This window comes from Actinacidiphila sp. bgisy167 (assembly GCF_057707665.1).
Genome location: NZ_JBYIQP010000027.1, coordinates 1 through 17,179, shown reverse-complemented (window position 1 = coordinate 17,179; position 17,179 = coordinate 1). Strand labels below are relative to the sequence as shown.

General features: G+C 73.2%; 18 protein-coding genes. 10 read left to right on the top strand and 8 right to left on the bottom strand.

What is annotated here, in order from left to right:
- Window positions 1-116: 116 nt before the first annotated feature.
- The gene (locus AC3ET4_RS13430; protein WP_431948960.1) at window positions 117-683 is read left to right on the top strand and encodes a type 1 glutamine amidotransferase domain-containing protein; all 567 of its coding nucleotides are present in this window, start codon (window positions 117-119) and stop codon (window positions 681-683) included.
- Window positions 684-700: 17 nt separating this feature from the next.
- Here the strand turns inward: AC3ET4_RS13430 and AC3ET4_RS13425 are convergent, their stop codons facing one another.
- Entirely contained in the window at window positions 701-1,360 is a 660-nt protein-coding gene (locus AC3ET4_RS13425; protein ID WP_431948959.1) for a response regulator, read from the bottom strand.
- The gene (locus AC3ET4_RS13420; RefSeq protein WP_431948958.1) at window positions 1,357-2,313 is read right to left on the bottom strand and encodes a HAMP domain-containing sensor histidine kinase; all 957 of its coding nucleotides are present in this window, start codon (window positions 2,311-2,313) and stop codon (window positions 1,357-1,359) included. The genes AC3ET4_RS13425 and AC3ET4_RS13420 overlap by 4 nt, the downstream gene beginning before the upstream one ends.
- Before the next feature lie 255 nt (window positions 2,314-2,568).
- Here AC3ET4_RS13420 and AC3ET4_RS13415 point away from each other — a divergent pair, with 255 nt between their 5' ends.
- Both AC3ET4_RS13415 and AC3ET4_RS13410 read left to right on the top strand, forming a co-directional pair.
- Entirely contained in the window at window positions 2,569-2,850 is a 282-nt protein-coding gene (locus AC3ET4_RS13415) for a DUF3040 domain-containing protein (protein WP_431948957.1), read from the top strand.
- A 157-nt stretch (window positions 2,851-3,007) separates the two neighbouring features.
- Window positions 3,008-4,588, top strand: a complete 1,581-nt coding sequence (locus AC3ET4_RS13410; protein WP_431948956.1) for a multicopper oxidase family protein — start codon at window positions 3,008-3,010, stop codon at window positions 4,586-4,588.
- A 72-nt stretch (window positions 4,589-4,660) separates the two neighbouring features.
- Here the strand turns inward: AC3ET4_RS13410 and AC3ET4_RS13405 are convergent, their stop codons facing one another.
- Entirely contained in the window at window positions 4,661-5,947 is a 1,287-nt protein-coding gene (locus AC3ET4_RS13405; protein ID WP_431948955.1) for a DUF6777 domain-containing protein, read from the bottom strand.
- Window positions 5,948-5,952: 5 nt separating this feature from the next.
- On the opposite strand from AC3ET4_RS13405, the gene AC3ET4_RS13400 reads away from it, so the two are divergent.
- From AC3ET4_RS13400 to AC3ET4_RS13380, 5 genes are all read left to right on the top strand, one after another.
- Window positions 5,953-6,234, top strand: coding sequence for a hypothetical protein (locus AC3ET4_RS13400; protein WP_431948954.1), 282 nt, complete (start codon window positions 5,953-5,955; stop codon window positions 6,232-6,234).
- A 100-nt stretch (window positions 6,235-6,334) separates the two neighbouring features.
- On the top strand, window positions 6,335-6,895 hold the full coding sequence (locus tag AC3ET4_RS13395; protein ID WP_431948953.1) for a hemerythrin domain-containing protein: 561 nt from the start codon (window positions 6,335-6,337) through the stop codon (window positions 6,893-6,895).
- Window positions 6,896-7,075: 180 nt separating this feature from the next.
- On the top strand, window positions 7,076-7,621 hold the full coding sequence (locus AC3ET4_RS13390) for a hypothetical protein (protein WP_431948952.1): 546 nt from the start codon (window positions 7,076-7,078) through the stop codon (window positions 7,619-7,621).
- A gap of 88 nt (window positions 7,622-7,709) precedes the next feature.
- Window positions 7,710-9,056 (top strand): FUSC family protein, encoded by a 1,347-nt coding sequence (locus tag AC3ET4_RS13385; protein ID WP_431948951.1) that lies wholly within the window; start codon window positions 7,710-7,712, stop codon window positions 9,054-9,056.
- Window positions 9,057-9,193: 137 nt separating this feature from the next.
- The gene (locus tag AC3ET4_RS13380) at window positions 9,194-9,541 is read left to right on the top strand and encodes a DUF6343 family protein (protein ID WP_431948950.1); all 348 of its coding nucleotides are present in this window, start codon (window positions 9,194-9,196) and stop codon (window positions 9,539-9,541) included.
- Window positions 9,542-9,554: 13 nt separating this feature from the next.
- Here AC3ET4_RS13380 and AC3ET4_RS13375 read toward each other — a convergent pair whose 3' ends face one another.
- Together AC3ET4_RS13375 and AC3ET4_RS13370 are read right to left on the bottom strand one after the other, a co-directional pair.
- Window positions 9,555-10,382, bottom strand: coding sequence for an alpha/beta fold hydrolase (locus tag AC3ET4_RS13375; protein WP_431948949.1), 828 nt, complete (start codon window positions 10,380-10,382; stop codon window positions 9,555-9,557).
- Window positions 10,383-10,544: 162 nt separating this feature from the next.
- Window positions 10,545-11,141 carry a TetR/AcrR family transcriptional regulator gene (locus tag AC3ET4_RS13370; RefSeq protein ID WP_431948948.1) on the bottom strand — a complete coding sequence of 199 codons (597 nt, stop codon included), beginning with the start codon at window positions 11,139-11,141 and terminating at the stop codon, window positions 10,545-10,547.
- A 171-nt stretch (window positions 11,142-11,312) separates the two neighbouring features.
- On the opposite strand from AC3ET4_RS13370, the gene AC3ET4_RS13365 reads away from it, so the two are divergent.
- A complete protein-coding gene (locus tag AC3ET4_RS13365; protein ID WP_431949011.1) occupies window positions 11,313-12,200 on the top strand; it encodes an NAD(P)-dependent oxidoreductase in 888 nt (295 codons plus the stop codon).
- A gap of 200 nt (window positions 12,201-12,400) precedes the next feature.
- Here AC3ET4_RS13365 and AC3ET4_RS13360 read toward each other — a convergent pair whose 3' ends face one another.
- From AC3ET4_RS13360 to AC3ET4_RS13350, 3 genes are all read right to left on the bottom strand, one after another.
- Window positions 12,401-12,793: an SsgA family sporulation/cell division regulator gene (locus AC3ET4_RS13360; protein WP_431948947.1), complete on the bottom strand. Its 393-nt coding sequence runs from the start codon at window positions 12,791-12,793 to the stop codon at window positions 12,401-12,403.
- A 333-nt stretch (window positions 12,794-13,126) separates the two neighbouring features.
- Entirely contained in the window at window positions 13,127-14,218 is a 1,092-nt protein-coding gene (locus AC3ET4_RS13355; protein WP_431948946.1) for an NAD(P)-dependent oxidoreductase, read from the bottom strand.
- A gap of 775 nt (window positions 14,219-14,993) precedes the next feature.
- Complete coding sequence (locus tag AC3ET4_RS13350) at window positions 14,994-15,587, bottom strand: TetR/AcrR family transcriptional regulator (protein WP_431948945.1); 594 nt, start codon at window positions 15,585-15,587, stop codon at window positions 14,994-14,996.
- A gap of 255 nt (window positions 15,588-15,842) precedes the next feature.
- On the opposite strand from AC3ET4_RS13350, the gene AC3ET4_RS13345 reads away from it, so the two are divergent.
- On the top strand, window positions 15,843-17,117 hold the full coding sequence (locus tag AC3ET4_RS13345; RefSeq protein ID WP_431948944.1) for an MFS transporter: 1,275 nt from the start codon (window positions 15,843-15,845) through the stop codon (window positions 17,115-17,117).
- Window positions 17,118-17,179: the final 62 nt, after the last annotated feature.

The window sequence follows — 17,179 nt, the reverse complement described above, 5'->3', positions numbered from 1 at the left end:
TGAGTCCTGCGTCGGCGCCCGCGGGCGGAGTGGCGGAGCGCGCGCGACCGTGTTTCCCGGCCGCCTTCGGGGGCAGGCGCTGGTCTTGCACGAGAACCGAACGTGAGGGAGGACCCATGACTGCCACGTTTCCGGACGGCCGCCGCGTCCTGGCGGTCGTCAGCAACTACGGGGTCGAGCAGGACGAGCTGGTCGTCCCCGTCGAGCATCTCCGCGACCAGGGCGCCGACGTCACCGTCGCCGCGACGCGCCGCGAGCCCGTGCAGACGCTCGTCGGGGACAAGGACCCCGGCAAGGTCGTGGAACCGGACACCAGCCTCGACGAGGTCGATCCCACCGGCTTCGACCTGCTGCTGATACCCGGCGGCACGATCAACGCCGACAACCTGCGGCTGCAGGGAAAGGCGATGGACGTCGTACGCGCGTTCGCCTCGTCCGGGCGGCCCATCGCGGCGATCTGCCACGGCCCATGGGCGCTGGTCGAGGCCGGCGTCGCGAAGGGCAAGACGCTCACCTCGTACGCCTCGGTGCGAACGGACCTGCTCAACGCCGGCGCGGCCTCCTGGGTCGACGAACCGGTGGTGAGCGACGCCTCCGCCGGGTACCCGCTGGTCACCTCGCGCACACCGAAGGACCTGGACGCCTTCCTGGGCGAGGTCGACAAGGTCCTCGCCGGCTCCTGAGCGTCGCCGCGGTCGCGTCAGGGCTCGATGAGCCCGGCGCGGATCGCATAGCGCGTCAGTTCCAGGCGGTCGCGCAGACCGAGCTTCTGCAGGAGGTTGGCGCGGTGGCGCTCGACCGTCTTGATGCTGATGAAGAGCAGGTCGGCGATCTCCTGGGAGGTGTGTCCCTCGGCGACCAGCTTGAGGATCTCCTCCTCGCGCTCGGTGATGGCGCGGGCGGGCAGCGGCTCCCCCTGGCGGGCGCGTTCGAGGTAGGTGCGGATCAGGGTGGTCACGGCACCGGGATAGATGAAGGGCTCGTCGCGTACGGCCGCCCGGCAGGCCGCGACCAGGTCGCGGTCGGCGACGGACTTCAGGACGTATCCGCTGGCTCCGGCCTTGAGCGCCTCGAAGAAGTACTGCTCGTTGTCGTACATCGTCAGGATGAGGATGCGCAGGCCGGGGCGGACCCTGCTGAGCTCCCGGGCGGCCTGCAGGCCGGTCATGCGGGGCATGGCGATGTCCAGAACGGCCAGGTCGACGGGCTCCTCGCGGGCCTTGGCGACGGCTTCGGCGCCGTCCCCGGCCTCGGCGACGACGGTCAGGTCCGGCTCGCCGTCCAGGATCAGCCGGACGCCCCGGCGCACCAGCGCGTGGTCGTCGGCGAGGAGGATGCGGGTGGGCGGCGGCTGCGTCATCGCGGGCCGCCCGCCGCCGGCTCGGGTACCTCGAGGCGGACGTCGGTGCCGCCGCCCCGGGCGGGAGCGATGGTCAGCGAGGCGCCGATGAGCAGGGCCCGTTCGCGCATGCCGCGGATGCCCGCGCCCTCGGCGACCTCGCCGATGCCCTTGCCGTCGTCCCGGACGAGGAGCACGGCCCCGCCGCCGGGGAGGGGGTCGAGATGGAGCTCCACCCGGTCCGCTCCCGAGTGCCGGGCCGCGTTGGTGACCGCCTCCTGGGCCACCCGGTAGAGCACGAGCTCGGTCTCGTGGTCGAACGCGGGCAGCGTCGGCCCCGAGTGGTCCGCGACCGTGAGGCCGGGGCTGGTGAACTCTCCGGCCAGGGCGCGCAGGGCGCTGTGCAGTCCGAGTTCCTCCAGGACGCCGGGGCGCAGTCGCCGCGCGATGCGGCGGATCTCGTCCAGCCCGACACGCGTCGTCTCCTGCACCTGCCGCAGGTCCTCCCCCAGGGGAGCGGGGGCCTGCTCCGCGCTGCGTCCCAGCTGCAGGACGACGGCGGTGAGGGTCTGACCGACCTCGTCGTGCAGTTCCCGGGCGATGCGCTGCCGTTCGGCCTCCTGCGCGGACAGCACGCGGGCGCTGGTGGCGGCGCGCTCGGCCTCCAGGCGGTCGAGCATGGTGTTGAACGTGGTGATCAGCGTGGACACCTCGCTCGGGCCGGTCACGGCGGGGCGGCTGCCGGGGCGGAGCAGGTCGGCGGAGTTCATCGCCCGGCTCAGCCGCTGCAGCGGCGCGAGCCCGACGCGCAGCAGCAGCGCGTTGGCCACGAGCATGGCGGCCAGTCCCACGCCCAGCACCAGGGCCTCGCCGAGCAGCACGGGGGTGGAGACCGTGACGGGGCCGAGCAGCAGCACCGCGGCGCCGACCAGCACCGCGCCGTTCAGCAGGAAGATCCGCCAGTACAGCGACATGGTCCCGCCTTCCTCGGGCGTCTGCTGCCCCTCTCCGCCGACGCTACCGTGACGTCTGCGCGAGCTGCCGCTCTCCGATGCCACGCCGGCGGGAATAGGCGCCCCCCTCCAGCCTGCCCCCGGCCCCGCAGGCCGCACCATCGGGGCGAACACCCAATTACGGGCGCCGGGAATGGGTGCCGAACCCGATGGTTCCGCGCGCTGGCGCGGGCGACGGTGGAGACACAGGGCCACCGATTCGGGAGGAGGGGCACCATGCCGCACCCGAACCAGGGCATCGAGGACATCGAAGCCGAGCTCCAGCGTAGCGACCCCCGCTTCGCCGAGGGGTTGCGGACCGGGCGCCCGTGCGCGCCGCGCGAGTACCGGCGGCGGCTCGGGTGGTTCCTGGTGGTGGCCGCGCTCGTCTGGATCCTGATCGGCATGGCGCTGCCGCAGGGGCTGCTGCTGGCGGCCGGACTCGTCCTCGGCGGTGTCGGAGCGAGCGTTCTGGACACCCGGTACGACACCGCGAGGAGGGGCCGCCGGCGGAGGTGACCCGGGGCCGGGGGCGGGCGCCCCTGGGCCCCAGGGGCGGCGGACCGCTCCCCGCTTGTTCGCGGGGCCCGCGTGTGGCGTCTTTGCGCACGGCTGAGGCGGGCTATTGTGCTGCCGACCGGAAAATTGCGCAAATCGTCACATTTGGGAGCCTTACGTGATCGAAGGCATCGGCAGGCGCCGTTTTCTCGCCGCGGGGGCAGCCGTCGTCGGGGCGGGTGCGACGAGCAGGGCCTGGGCGGGCACTCCGCTGGCCGATGTACCACCGGGCGGAGTCCTGCGCAGCAAGGCCCGGCTCCCCCACCCCTTCCAGGTACCCCTGCCGGTCCCGCCGGTCCTCCAGCCCACGTTGCGCACCGCGACGACGGACTACTACCACATGACCCAGCGCGAGGCGAGGCTGGAGATCCTCCCGGGGCTGCGCACCAGCTGCTGGACGTACGACGGGGTGTTCCCCGGGCCCACGATCGTCTCCCGCTCGGGACGCCGTACGGTCGTCACGCATCGCAACGAACTGCCCCAGCCGACCGTGGTCCACCTGCACGGCGGTCACACGCCCGCCGACAGCGACGGCTACCCGATCGACCTGACGATGCCGGTCGGCAGCCGCATGTCGTACGACGACGCGATGGCCGGCATGCCGGAGATGCACGGATCGTCCGGGCACCTGACCCATGGCCAGCGCAGCTACACCTACCCGATGCTGCAGCGCGCGGCGACCCTCTGGTACCACGACCACCGCATGGGCTACACCGGTCCGGCGGTGTACCGCGGCCTGGCCGGCTTCCACCTGCTGACGGACGACGAGGAGGACAGGCTCGACCTGCCGCGCGGCTCCCGCGACATCCCGCTGCTGCTGACGGATCGGGCGTTCGCCGAGAACGGGGCGCTGCTGTACCCGGCGATCGACTCGGGCATGCACAAGCCGGGCGTCGTGCACGCGCACCACTTCGGCATGATGGGCGACGTCATCCTGGTCAACGGCGCCCCATGGCCCGTACACCGGGTCAAGCGGCAGCGCTACCGGCTGCGGTTCCTCAACGGCTGCAACGTACGGGACTTCCGTCTGGAATTGGACCCGCCGCCGCCGGGCGGCAAGGGCCTGCTGCAGATCGGCAGTGACGGCGGACTGCTCGGCAGCCCGCTGCCCCACGACAGCCTGCGCATGGCCCCCGCCGAACGGTTCGACGTCATCGTGGACTTCGCCCGCTACCGGCCGGGCACCAAGGTGCGGCTGATCAACCGGTTCGGCAGCGGCAGCACCGCGCAGGTCATGCGCTTCGACGTCTCGCCGTCCACCCGGAAGCCGCACGACGACACCCACATCCCCAAGCGGCTGTCGCGCTACCCGGCGACCGTCCTCGACCCCTCCAAGGCCGTGGCGCACCGGACCTTCGCCTTCCGGCACTCGCAGGACGGCTGGACGATCAACGGCTATCCCTACAAGCCCGGTCGCTCGCTGGCCCGGGTGAAGCTCGGAACGATCGAGATCTGGAAGTTCACCTCGGTGTTCTTCCACTCGGTGCACGTGCACCTGGACGCGTTCCGGGTGCTGTCCCGCAACGGCAAGAAGCCGGGCGCGTTCGACGCGGGCTGGAAGGACACGGTCGCGACGGGCCCGGGCGAGACCGTCGAGGTGGCGGTCCGCTTCACCGACTACCCGGGCACGTTCATGATGCACTGCCACAACCTCGAGCACGAGGACATGGCGATGATGGCGGACTTCACCACGTACTGACACCGACGCCGCAGACACGGCCCCGGGCCCGGCCCGGACGCGGCGCCGCAAGCCGCGTCCGGGCCGCAGTCGTCACCGGCCGGCGGTCGGACCGCCCGGCGGACCGGGCTCCGTGCCGCCGGGCGGCGGGCTCTGCTCTCCCGGCGGGCCGGGGGTTCCGGTCCCCGGGCCGCTTGGAGCGGGTCCTGTGCCGGACGGCGGGGACGGCGGGGCGGTCCCTCCACGCTCCCCCGTCGGCGTGGCGGGGCGGTCCGGGCCGCCGCCCTCTTCCGGGGCGGCCGGGGAGCCGCCGCCTCGGGGCGGGGCCGGCGGGCTGCCGGACGGGGCGCCGCCCGGCGGGGTCGTCGGCCGGTCCCCGCCGGCCGTGCCGTCGCCGCTGGTACGGGTGAACCAGGCGCCGGTGTCCGGGTCGCGGACGGCGAACTCCTCCAGCGGCTTCGGCGCCGGGGCCACCACGACCGTCCGCGAGGGCTGGTAGCCGGGCCACGCGGTGCCGACGGTCGTGACGGCGCCCTTCTGCTCGACCGGGCGGGTCAGGGGATTCCCGCAGGCGCAGCGCACCCGTGGCAGGCCTCTGTGGTCCACCAGGACCGCGGTCCCGGCCTGCAGCACCGCCTGGAAGGCGGTGGGCCGACCGCCCCGGTAGCCGTGGTTGGTGACCCGGGTGTCCGCGCGGAGCTGGAGCGGGGTCAGGGCCCGCAGATACGCCGGGACGCCCGAGGGAGTGAGGCCCAGCACCCTGGCGAAGGCCTTGTTCTTCGACGGGTCCGTCGACAGGGCACTGATCTGCCGCTCGACGTCGCAGTCGGCGGCGCCGCGCGTACCGCCGTACAGCCCGGGCGTGCCGCCGTTGTAGACCTGCCGTACGGTGCCCCCCGCCGCCGAAGGGCTCGGCAGCGCCGGCGTCGCCGAGGGGGCGGTGGTCGTCTCGGCCGTGGACCGCGTGAACGGGTCGGGCCCCGCGCTGCCCGCCGACTGCAGGAAGAGCTCACCCCGCGATCCGCCCGACACCCCGCCGGGCCGGGTGAACACCACGGCCAGCGCCACCGCCGCCACGACGGCCGCGGTGATCGCGGCGACCTTGGGGACCGAGCGCCACCAGGGGTCCTGGTGCCCGCCACCGTCGCCGCCGTTCCCGTCGCCTCCGCCCCCTCCACCGCCGCCGTCCGGCGGTTCGCCCGGTGGCGGCGCCCCCACGACGACCGTCGGGGTCCGGCGCCGCCGGCCGGTCCGGTCCGGTCCGGCCGAGCCCGCCTCGCGCGTTCCGCTCCCACCCCTTCCGCCCGTCGTGTCCGGCCCGGTCAGCGGACCCGCGGGCGGGCCCCCGGGGCGGACGAAGGAGGGCGGTAGAACGCTCACCGGGCTTGCCTCCACTCGTCCTGGACCGGCACGCGGGCCCGCAGGACGGACAGCGCCCGCCGCTGAACCAGCCCCGCCTGCCGACCGCCTGCCGACCATTGTGTGCGCCCCGCTCACCGTCCCCGCAAGCCGACGTGCGCCGGGAGCCGGACCCCTCGGTGGAGGAGACCCGCGACCGGCTGCTGCGGGAGCTGCGCGGTGCCGACGCCCACGACGACGTCGCGCCGCTGATCGCCCGGGCCGACCCGCGGGGCCGCCCGGACCGGGTGCCGCCGGGCGGGTGGTGACCGCGTCGCCGGGTGGGCTCGCCGCCGGGAAGGTGGAAGGCATGGGCTACGGCCCCGGCGCACGCCCGGGCCGTACTGCCGCACGGAAAGGCGTGAGGGAATGGGACACGGCGGAAACGTGATCGCTGAGCTGCTGGCCGACCACCGCGAGGTCGAGGAGATCTTCGACCGCATGCAGTCGATGTCGACCGGCGACCCGGCGCTGCGCGAGCTGGTGGACGAGGTGACCATCGAGCTGGTGCGGCACTCGGTGGCGGAGGAGCAGTACCTCTACCCGGCCGTGCGCGAGCACGTCGAGGACGGGGAGCGCATCGCGGACAAGGAGATCGCCGACCACTCCAGGATCGAGGAACTGCTGAAGGAGCTGGAGCAGCTGCCGCCCAACGACAGCCGGTTCCACCCGCTGCTGATGCGGCTGATGGACGAGGTGACCGCGCACGTCCAGGACGAGGAGGGCACGCTCTTCCCCCGGATCAGCAGCGCCTGCTCGCCGGAGGCGCTCGACGACCTCGGCGACAAGGTGCGCCGCGCCAAGTCCCTCGCCCCCACCCGGCCCCACCCCGCCGCGCCGGACACCCCTCCCGCGAACAAGCTCCTCGCCCCGGGCGCCGGCCTCGTCGACCGCGCCCGCGACTTCGTGACCGGCCGCGGCCGGTCCTGACCGCCGGCGGCGGGGTCGGCGGCGCAGGGTTCCCGCTCCTCCCGGAACCCTGCGCCGGACCTGGCGGGAGCGCGGGCGTGATGCGGCTCATGTCGTGAAAGCGTGCTTTTGCGTACGCTGGGCGCGCCACGCACCCGACGGGCGTGGCCACCCACGCGCGCGGAGGACGGTTCGTTCGGCATGCACAGTGAGTTCTCGTCGGTCGTAGCCGCTGCCGCCCGGTGGCTGCTGTCCGCCTACCCGGCGACCGGCGGCGCGCTCAGCCGCGCCCTCGCCGAGGCCCAGGCCCGCCAGGCCGCCATGGTCGCCGCCGCGCTGCGCTATCCGACCGCGCTGGACGCGGCCCTGCTCGGGCTGCTCGCGCCCGGCGGTGCCGACCGGCTGGACCGGCTCGTCGGCGCAGGGGGCGCCGCCGAGGACACCGGGGATCCCGGGGACCCGGGGAGCGGCTGGCGTACCTGGGTGGACGAGGTCGTCGTCAGCTGGGCCGCATGCCTGCTCTCCGACCCGGCTCTGGCCGCCTCCGCGGTCAGCGCCGCGGCGGCGACCGGGCACGGCCCGTCCCTGGCGGGCGACGCCCTCCGGCTCACCGCCCCCGGTGCCCACGACCGCGCGGCGTCCGCTCTGCTGCGGCACCCCGATCTCGTCGCCCCGATAGCGGGCCTGCACCGCGCGGACCTGGCCGCGCTGCTGGCGGCGCGGCCGCTCGACGGCTTCCCGACGTAGACCCGGTTCCCGCCGCGCCCAGCCCAGTGCCCCGATGCGGCCCGACGTGCGCAGGTGTACGCCGACTCTGCCCGGGAAAGCGCAGGAGATGCCACTACGTGATGCCGTGACCTGGCTGACCGACCGGAGCCGGGACCCCGTCGTCACCCTGACCGTGCGGGCGACCGTCGCCGCGACCATCTCGTATGTGATCGCCCTGCACGTCAGCAGTGAGCCCGCCCCGCTGACGGCGCCGCTCACCGCCCTGCTCGTGGTGCAGGTGACGCTCTACTCGACGCTGACCACAGGCATCCGCCGGGTGAACTCGGTGGTCGTGGGCGTACTGATCGCCATCGGGTTCAGCGCGCTGGTGGGACTGACGTGGTGGAGCCTGGGGCTGATCATCCTCGCGGCGCTGGTCATCGGGCAGTTCGTGCGGGTCGGGGAGTTCGTCAACGAGGTGGCCATCAGCGCGATGCTGGTGCTCGGGGTGAGCCAGCTGACGGCGCAGGCCTGGGACCGGGTGCTGGAGACCCTCATCGGCGCGGGGGTGGGCCTGCTGCTCAACGGGCTGTTCGCGCCGCCCGTCTGGGTGGGGACCGCCGGGGAGTCCATCGAGGACCTGGCCCGCCGCATGCGTCATCTTCTCCTGTGCTGCGGCGATGAACTGGACGCCCCCGCCACCGTGGAGCGGGCCGCGGCGCGGCTGCACGAAGCACGCCGGCTGGACCAGGACGTCGCCGAGGTCGACGCCGCGCTGCGCCAGGCCGAGGACAGCCTGCGGCTCAATCCCCGCGTGAAAGAAGGGTTGTTGTCGCGGGTGGTGCTGAGGACAGGTCTGGACACCCTGGAGATCTGCGTGGTGGTGCTGCGCGTTCTGGCACGGTCACTGACCGATCTCGCCAAGCGGCGCCGCGCCGGCGAGCCGCTGTTCGACCGTGATGTGGCGGTCGCCGTCGAGGAGCTCTTCGCCCATCTCGGAGGGGCGCTCGTCAGCTTCGCCGTCCTGGTGACGACGCAGGTGAGCAGCAACGCCGAGGAGGCCGAGGCCCGGCTGGCCGCGGAGCTCGCGGCGGCCCGGGCGAGCCGGGAGAAGGTCGCCCACATACTGCTCGACCGGGTGCGGCAGCACCCGGACGCGTGGCAGTTGCACGGGGCGGTGCTCGCCGAGGTGGACCGCATCCTCGACGAACTGGCGCCGGAGCACCGTTCGCACCGGCTGATGGAGGAACTGGACGCGGCCGCCCGCGCGCAGCGGGAACGCTTCGCCGCCCTGGCCAGGCTGCGTCTCGTGGCTCGCGGTGAGCGCGTCCGGCGCCGCCGCCGCCGCGAGCCGGTCGCGACCGGCGGGGAGCGTACGGGCCGGCCGGCCGCACCCCCGGCCCGGGCGGACCGCACGGGCCGCGCGCCGGGTGGCGCGCCCCGCCCGGCGCGTGACCGTTCGCACTCGGGGTGAACGGGCCCGCGTCAGGCGTCCGCCGTCCGCGAGCCGGCAGCCCACAGCCCACAGCCCGAACGCCCGGAGGGGCCGGGCGTTCGGGCTGCGTCAATGGGTAGGCGCGCCACACGTTCCGATCACGGGAGGTGTGCCGTATGAAACACACGTCGTCCTCCGGTGGGAGGCCGCCGGTACCTCGGTCGCGATCCGGCTTCGTCGGGCGCCGCTACGAGCGCACGGGCACGGAACCCGTCACCGCGCGCAGCGCTCTCTGCCTGCGCCTGGCGCTCGTCGGGCTGTTCGCGCCGCTGTTCGTGCTGGGGACGGTGCTGTTCGCGGCGCTCGCGGCGGGAGCGGCGCCTGGTGACTCCCCCGACCAGGCCGCGTTCGTCTGGCTCGCGGTGCTGTGCGCGGGGCTCGCACTCATCGCGCTGCTCGACCTGTGGGTCATCATGCGCCGCCGGCGCCGGGAGAACCCCCGTCCGCAGCCGCCCCGTCCGTAGCGCTGGGCGGCCCTCAGCCGCGAGTGAACTCCAGCAGGTCGGCGTTGAACCGTTCGGCGAACTTGGGCACCATCGCCAGACCGTGCGGGGCTCCCTCGTACACCTTGTAGACCGCCCCCTTGACCAGCTTCGAGCTCTTCGCGCCCGCAGAGACGATGGGCACGATCTGGTCGTCGTCACCGTGCACGATCAGCGTCGGGACGTCGATCTTCTTGAGGTCCTCGGTGGTGTCGGTCTCGGAGAACGCCTTCACGCAGTCGTAGGCGCCCTTGACGCCGACCGTCATGCTCCAGAGCCAGAACTGGTCGCGTGTGCCCTGGCTGACCGTGGAATCCTCGCGGTTCGCGCCGTAGAACGGGCCGCTGAGGTCCTTGTAGAACTGGGACCGGTCCGTGGCCACGCCCTGGCGGATCTCGTCGAAGACCTCGATCGGAAGGCCCTCGGGGTTGGCGTCCGTCTTCAGCATCAGCGGCGGGATCGCCCCCAGCAGCACCGCCTTCGCCACCCGGCCCGTCCCGTGCCGCCCCATGTAGCGCGTGACCTCACCGCCGCCGGTCGAGTGGCCGACGAGGATGACGTCGCGCAGGTCGAGTTCCTCGATCACGGCCGCCAGGTCGTCGGCGTAGGTGTCGAGATCGTTGCCGTTCCACGGCTGGTCGGACCGGCCGCCGCCGCGGCGGTCGTGGGCGACGCCCCGGAAACCGTGGTCCACCATCCACTTCATCTGCGGGTCCCACGCGTCCGCGGTCAGCGGCCACCCGTGGGAGAAGACGACGGGCCGGCCGGTACCCCAGTCCTTGAAGAAGATCTTGGTCCCGTCCTTGGCTGTTGCGTACGGCATGATCCTGATGCCTCCTCGTTCCAGGGGACGCGGGGTTCAGCGGGTTCCCGAACCGCCCGGTTACGGGAACCCCGGTCCAGGCCGAATGCGCCGGTGCTCAAACCGTAATGCTGTACCGAGGTCCCGGCGCGCCGAAACCGGTGCCCGCCGGAGGCGGCACGCTCAGCCGCGCGGGGCGACGGCGGCGTCCAGCAGCGGACCGAGCTCATTTGCCACAGTGGTCAGAGCGCGCACGTCCCGCTCCGCCCTGGCGATGACGACGGCGCCCTCGATGGCGCTGATCATCAGGGTGGCCAGCGACGGTGCCCGCCCGGCGGGCACCCCCATCTCCTCCAGCGCCCCGGCGACGGGCCCGGTCCAGGTCGCGAAGGCGGCGGCCGCGGCCGACCGGGTGGCGGCGGAGGTTCCGGCGCAGTCCACGGTGGCCGCCGCGACGGGGCAGCCGCCGTCGTAACCGGAGCTCAGGAACTCCTCCGTCCACTGGCCGACCATGGCGGCGAACAGCGCGGCAGGGGTCGGCTCGGGAAGGGCGGCGAGGAAGCGTGCCACGCGGTTGCCGGCGTAGCGGCCGGCCCAGCCGACGGCCTCGTTGACCAGTTGCTCCTTGCCGCCGGGGAAGTAGTACTGCAGCGATCCCCGGGGCGCCCGCGCGTGGGCGGCGACGTCGCGCATGCCCGTCGCCGTGACGCCGCCGCGGCGGATGAGCTGCGCGGCGCTGAAGACCATGCGCTCGCGGGGACTCCGCTCGCTACCGGCCATGCCGGCCTCCCACCGCCGTCCGGTCGCGCGGGACCGGTGGCCGCCGCGCCGAGGTCTATTATGACAGCCGTCATAGCGCATGTGGCGGCCATCACACTGCGCTGATCGAGGGCCGGACGGCCGGGACGGCGGTGGGCAGTGGCGGATGTGGGCTTCATCGGTCTGGGGATCATGGGGCAGCCCATGGCGCTCCGGCTGGCCGGTTCCGGCACGCGGCTCGTCGTCTGGAACCGTACGGCCGCCCGGTGCGCCCCGCTGCGCGCGGCCGGGGCCGCGGTGGCGGACGAGCCGGGCGAGGTGTTCGACCGGGCTCACGTGGTGGTCCTGATGCTCGCCGACGGCGCCGCCGTCGACGCCGTCCTGGGGCGCGGCACTCCGGCTTTCGCCGCACGGGTGGCCGGGCGCGTCGTCGTACACATGGGGACCACCTCGCCGGAGTACTCGCGCGGCCTGGAGGCCGCCGTCACAGCGGCGGGCGGACGCTACGTCGAGGCCCCGGTCTCCGGCTCGCGCACCCCGGCCGAGGCGGGGCAGCTCGTGGCGATGCTGGCCGGCGACCCGGAAGCGGTGGATGAGGTGCGGCCGCTGCTCGCGCCGATGTTCCGGGAGTCGTTCACCTGCGGGCCGGTACCCGGGGCGCTGCTCATGAAGCTCTCGGTGAACCTCTTCCTGATCACGATGGTCACCGGGCTCACCGAGGCCTTCCACTTCGCGGAGCGGCAGGGACTGGACACCGCGCGGTTCCTCGACGTCGTGAACGCCGGGCCCATGGCCAGCGCGGTGTCGCGGGTGAAGGCGCCCAAGCTGCTGGGGCGCGACTTCGCCGCGCAGGCCGCCGCGGCGGACGTGCTGCACAACAACCGCCTCATCGCCGAGGCGGCCCGCGCGTCCGGGCTGGCCTCGCCACTGCTGGACGCCTGCCACGCCCTCTTCGACGAGACCGTGGAACTGGGCGAAGGCCGGGCGGACATGGTCGCCGTCCTGCGGGCGATCGAGGCCAGGACGGACACCGCCTGCGGCCCGACCGCGGAGGCGCCGGAGGAAGCCGGCCGACGCTGAGCGGAGCCGGCACGGCGTCGCCCGGTCCCGGCGCCGCCCGCGACGGGGCCGCGCCCGCACGGCAGCGGGGCCTCACCGGCCGCCTGCGGCGGTGTCCTGATGCCCATGCGGCGGTTCCGGCCCGGCTCGTGTCGAGCCGGGCCGGGAACCGCGCGGCGCCGCAGTAGCCCCAGGCCCGGCGGGCGGTCCGCTGGGGCGCCTCAGGCAGACAGGAGACCGGCGATGCAGGCGTCCCAGTCGATGCGTGTGCTCTCCGTGCCGAGCGGTACGAGATCCGCGGTCGCGGCCAGGAAGCGCGCGAGTTCGGCCGTGACGACCTGCAGGACGGCGGCGCCGTCCAGGCCTGCGAGGGCGATCAGGGTGTGGGCGTGGTCGTCGGGTGAGACATGGACGTCGCCGTCCCCGGCGGGGGCCGCGAGTCCGGCCAGCAGGAGCTCACGGGAGAGCACCCACTGCGACTCGGCCCCGAGGCCGAAGCGCATCCGGACGGTGTAGGGGTCGTCGGCGCGGTACTGGCAGTCCGCCGACAGATCGAGGACCCGGCCGGTCGGGGTGATCAGCCGCAGGGGCAGGTGTTCCGTGAGTGCTCGCATGGACGTCCCCTCGTGGGCCCGGTTCGGCCGCGTCACCGTGTCGCAGCGTCCTGTTGGCTGTGCGCCTGCCCCGTCAGGCGCGGTCGGGCCCGGGGCGGTCGGGAAGATTTCGTGAAGGCTCGGCACGCCGCCAGGCCGGCGGCCCGGCAGGCAGTGGCCGTACCGGTGTCGGCGGCCGGCGGTACGACCGGGCCCGCGCCCGGTACCCGCTGCGGGTACCGGGGCGGCGGGGGCGGTCGCGTCGGTGGGCGCCGACGAAGGAGAGGGCGCCACTCGCGAGGAGTGTCTCGGATGCCAGGCCGTAGCCTTCTGGGTCATGGCGACCTGAGGGCCTCAGCACCAAGCGTTCGCGATCGGGACGCCGTCCTGGCGGTCCTGCAGCAGGGCCACGATGTTGCGCGACAGTTGGTCTGCGGCGCGTTGGGCGGCCGACCTGGTCATCCCGGCAACGTGGGGGGTGAGGATCGCGTTCTCGACACCGATGAGCGGCGACGCGAACTCCGTGTGCTCGTGTTCGAAGACGTCAACGGCTGCGACCGCCAGTGGTGCGGAGGGGTCCGTCAAGGCAGCGGCGAGGGCATGTTCATCCACGACTCCGCCGCGTGACAGGTTCAGCAAGACGGCACCGGGCTTCAGACCCGCGAGCTCGGCGGCTCCGATGAGGCCGCGGGTGTGCTGGTTCAAGGGGCAGTGCAGGGACACCACGTCGGATGTGGCGAGCAGTGCGTCGAGTGAGCCCGCGCGCCGCAGTCCGCGCTCTTCGGCTTGCCGGTCGTCGAAGCGGGTGCTCCCGGCCGCGATCACCGTCATGCCCAGCGCCCTGGCCTTCCGGGACAGAGCCTGGCCGATCAGGCCGGGCCCGACGATACCCAGCGTCAGGTCCGCCAGTTCGGGGGGCAGCGCCTGCGGGTGAACGGGCCATTGGCCGGTGTGTGCACCACGGTTGTGCCGGACGACGCCGCGAATTGCCGTGAGCATCAGTGCGAGGGCGTGCTCGGCAACGGCTTCGGCGTTGCTTCCGGGTGTGTGCGTGACCTGAATGCCGAGGTCGGTCGCGGCTTGGAGGTCGATCTTGTTGACGCCTGAACCGACTTGGGCGACGACTCGAAGGCGACGCTCGAGGCTGCTCCGGGCGCCCGCTTCCAGCGTGCGCCGGGTGATCGGTAGGTTGGCTCGGGTCTTGACAGCGTCGTAACCGCGGTTGTCGCGTCCGAGTTCCCGGATCAGGGCTTCCTCGTCGAACCCGGTGAAGTCGGCATAGTCCACCTGGTCGCCCAAGTGCCGTCGGACAGCTTCCCGGTCCTCCAGACGCCACAGGTTGAGCGTGATCTGGATACCGGCCGCCGTGAGCGGTGCCAGTTCGGCAGGAAGATGCTCCGCCGGAGCAGAATCAATGATGAGGATGCGTTGCCGTCCGTCAAGCATGCTGCGGTTGTTCCTCTCGGGACTCGCCGGCCGTGGCGGATCGGCTGCCGACTCACCAGTGGGTGATGGTACCGACAGTGGCCAGCGTCAAGCCCAAGAGCCACCATCCGGGCCCAGGTCGGACGACAGCAGTCCGAGAGGGGTTTCCGTGTGCGATTCCCCCGATCACGTTGGGCAGCCGACAGCCCGTCACAGGCCGTGGGCAACGTGCGCGGTCTCCGCGACGAAGCCGTGCCTCGATGGACCCGTCCGAGCGGCCGTCCACGACGTCGCGACAGCAGGCACGACATGCGCCGGCCGCTGTCGCCGAAGGCGTTCAGGGCCGCCGTCCAGCGTGCGGTCCCTTACTCGGCTGCCCTTCCGGTCTCCGTGAGTCAGTACGGCGTTGCGATGCGACATGGCAAGGCCGCTCCTGGGCCGCTCGGCCCAGGAGGGGCCATCGAGTTGCGTTCAGGGTTCGAGCAGGACTTCCAGGAGGACCAGTACATGGCGAAGACAGAAGCAGCTGCGGCGCGGGCTCAGGCGGACGACATTCGCGGTCGCGGCGAGACCATGCTCCGCTCTCCGACGGAAGTGGATCAATAGCCTGCGTCGGACATCCTCCGTGATGGGGGAAGATCTGCCAGACGCTCCAGTGGAGGGCGCTGCAGCCGCTGCTGCCCGCAGGTCTCAAGCCTGGCCGACCGCCGGTTCACTGCAAGCGCCAGCAGATCGGCGGGACAAGGTTCGGCACGCGGACGGGCATTCCGTGGCGATTCCGCCCGCGCCCTCCCCGTCACACCTCGGCGGGTACGCGTGCGCCCGTGCCCTTGAGGCGTCCGGCGACCGTGGCCAGAATCTCGTCGGACAGTTCCGGGTCGGCGACCGCGCGGGACATCAGCAGCGCGCCGACGAGGGCGCTGAGGGTGACCATCGCGTCGGCCCTGACGTCGTCGGGGTCGTCACCCTGCGCCGCCTCACCGATCAGCTCGAGGTACCTGCGCACCTGCAGCTCGTACGACTCCTTCAACGCCTCGTCACCGCGGCCGGCGCTGGCGCCGAGGGTCACCAGGGCGCAGCCCGTTCCGGGGGCGTCCCGGTGGCGGGAGCTGAGGTAGGCGTCGATCAGCCCCGAGCGGGGCGCCTCGGGGTCCTTGCGGGCGGCCTCGGCCATCTTGTGCTCACCGTCGGCCAGGGCGAGCGCCGCCGCCTGCGCCATCAGGTCGTCGCGTGAGGAGAAGTGCTTGTAGAAGCCGCCATGCGTCAGTCCGGCTTCCTTCATGAGGTCCGCGACACCGGGGCGGGCCATGCCCTCCTCGCGGATCCGGCGGGCGGCGATCCGCAGGACCTTCTCGCGCGATTCGGCCTTGGCTGCCTGCGAGTGACCCATCGCTGACCTCCTTGGTGTGCGCGCCGGACCGACCCGGCAACGGGTGTGGATGATGCGCATCATACACCCTGACCGACAGCCCTCGCGCCCCCGACACCCCCTGCGCCACAGGGGAACGGTCGCCGTCTTTGACTTTCAGGATGATGACCACCATCCTGAAAGGGAGGATGACTCACATCATCCAGACAGTCCCGGGCGAGGCCCCCCACCGCGGCAGTCCCGCCCCTCCCGCCCGCGAGCCCTCCGCGAGGACCCATGACCACCGCAGCAACCCCATCGGACGTCAAGCGGGGAACCCTTCCCGTCTTCGCCACGGCGACGGCGATCACGGTCGCCAACATCTACTTCACCCAGCCCCTCCTCGATCAGATCGCCCGCGGCTTCGGCGTCTCCGCCTCCACCGCCGGGCTGGTCGCCACGGCCGGGCAGATCGGCTACGCGCTGGGCATCGTGGCCGTCGTCCCGCTCGCGGACCGGGCCCGGCTGCGCCGGCTGTCCCGGGTCCTGCTGTCGGTGACCGCCCTCGCGCTGCTGGCCGGCGCCGTGGCGCCGTCCGTGGCCCTGCTGGGCATGGCGACCCTCGTGCTCTCGGCGAGCACCGCACTGCCGCAGGTGATCATGCCGACCGTCGCCTCCATGGCCGCTCCCGGCCAGGCCGGACGGGCCCTGGGGGCGGTGGGCACGGGGCTGACCATGGGCGCCCTGCTCTCGCGCACCGCCTCCGGGCTCATCGCCGAGGCCGCGGGCACCTGGCGGGCCGGATTCCTGGTCGCCGCCGCGGCCACGGCGGCGCTGCTGCTGGTCCTCCCCCGCTACATGCCGGCCGGGCGCCCCGTCGGGGCCGCGGCATCGGGCGGCTACGGCCGCCTGCTCGCCTCACTCCCCCGACTGCTGGCGCGATACGCTCCGCTGCGCCTGTCGGCCGCGCTGGGGGCGACGGTCTTCGCCTCCTTCTCGGCCTTCTGGTCCACGCTCGCCTTCCATCTCACCGCGCCGCCCATCGGGCTGGGTCCGGCCGTCGTCGGCCTCTTCGGCCTATGCAGCGTTCCTGGCGCGCTGGCCGCCCGCTACTCGGGACGGCTCACCGACCGATGGGGGCCTTCCGCGGTCAACACCCTGTCCGTCGTCTCCGCGGCGGCGGCCTTCGCGCTCTTCGCCGTGGCGGGGCGGTCGCTCGTCACCTTGGCCGTGGGCTGCAACCTCCTCGGCTACGGGGTGACCAGCGGTCAGATAGCCAACCAGGCACGTGTCTTCGCCGCCGCGCCGGGAAGCCGGGGGCGGCTCAACACGGTGTACATGTTCGCCGTCTTCGGCGGCGGCGCCACCGGTTCGGGCGTCGCGGGAGTCCTGTACTCAGCCTACGGCTGGCACGGCGTGGTGGCGGGCGGAGCGGGCTTCCTGCTCCTGGCCGGCCTGGCGCTCGCCTGGTACGGCCTGCGCTCTCGAGGGACGAGCACCGGGAGCGACGACGGCGCCGGGCCCGGCCGGACGGACACCGGCACCGCCGCCGCTCCCGCCGTACGCGCGTAGCGGCGCCCCCAGCACCGTCCAGCCCCTAGATGAGTGAGTCCAAGGGATCGCCTGCGGACATA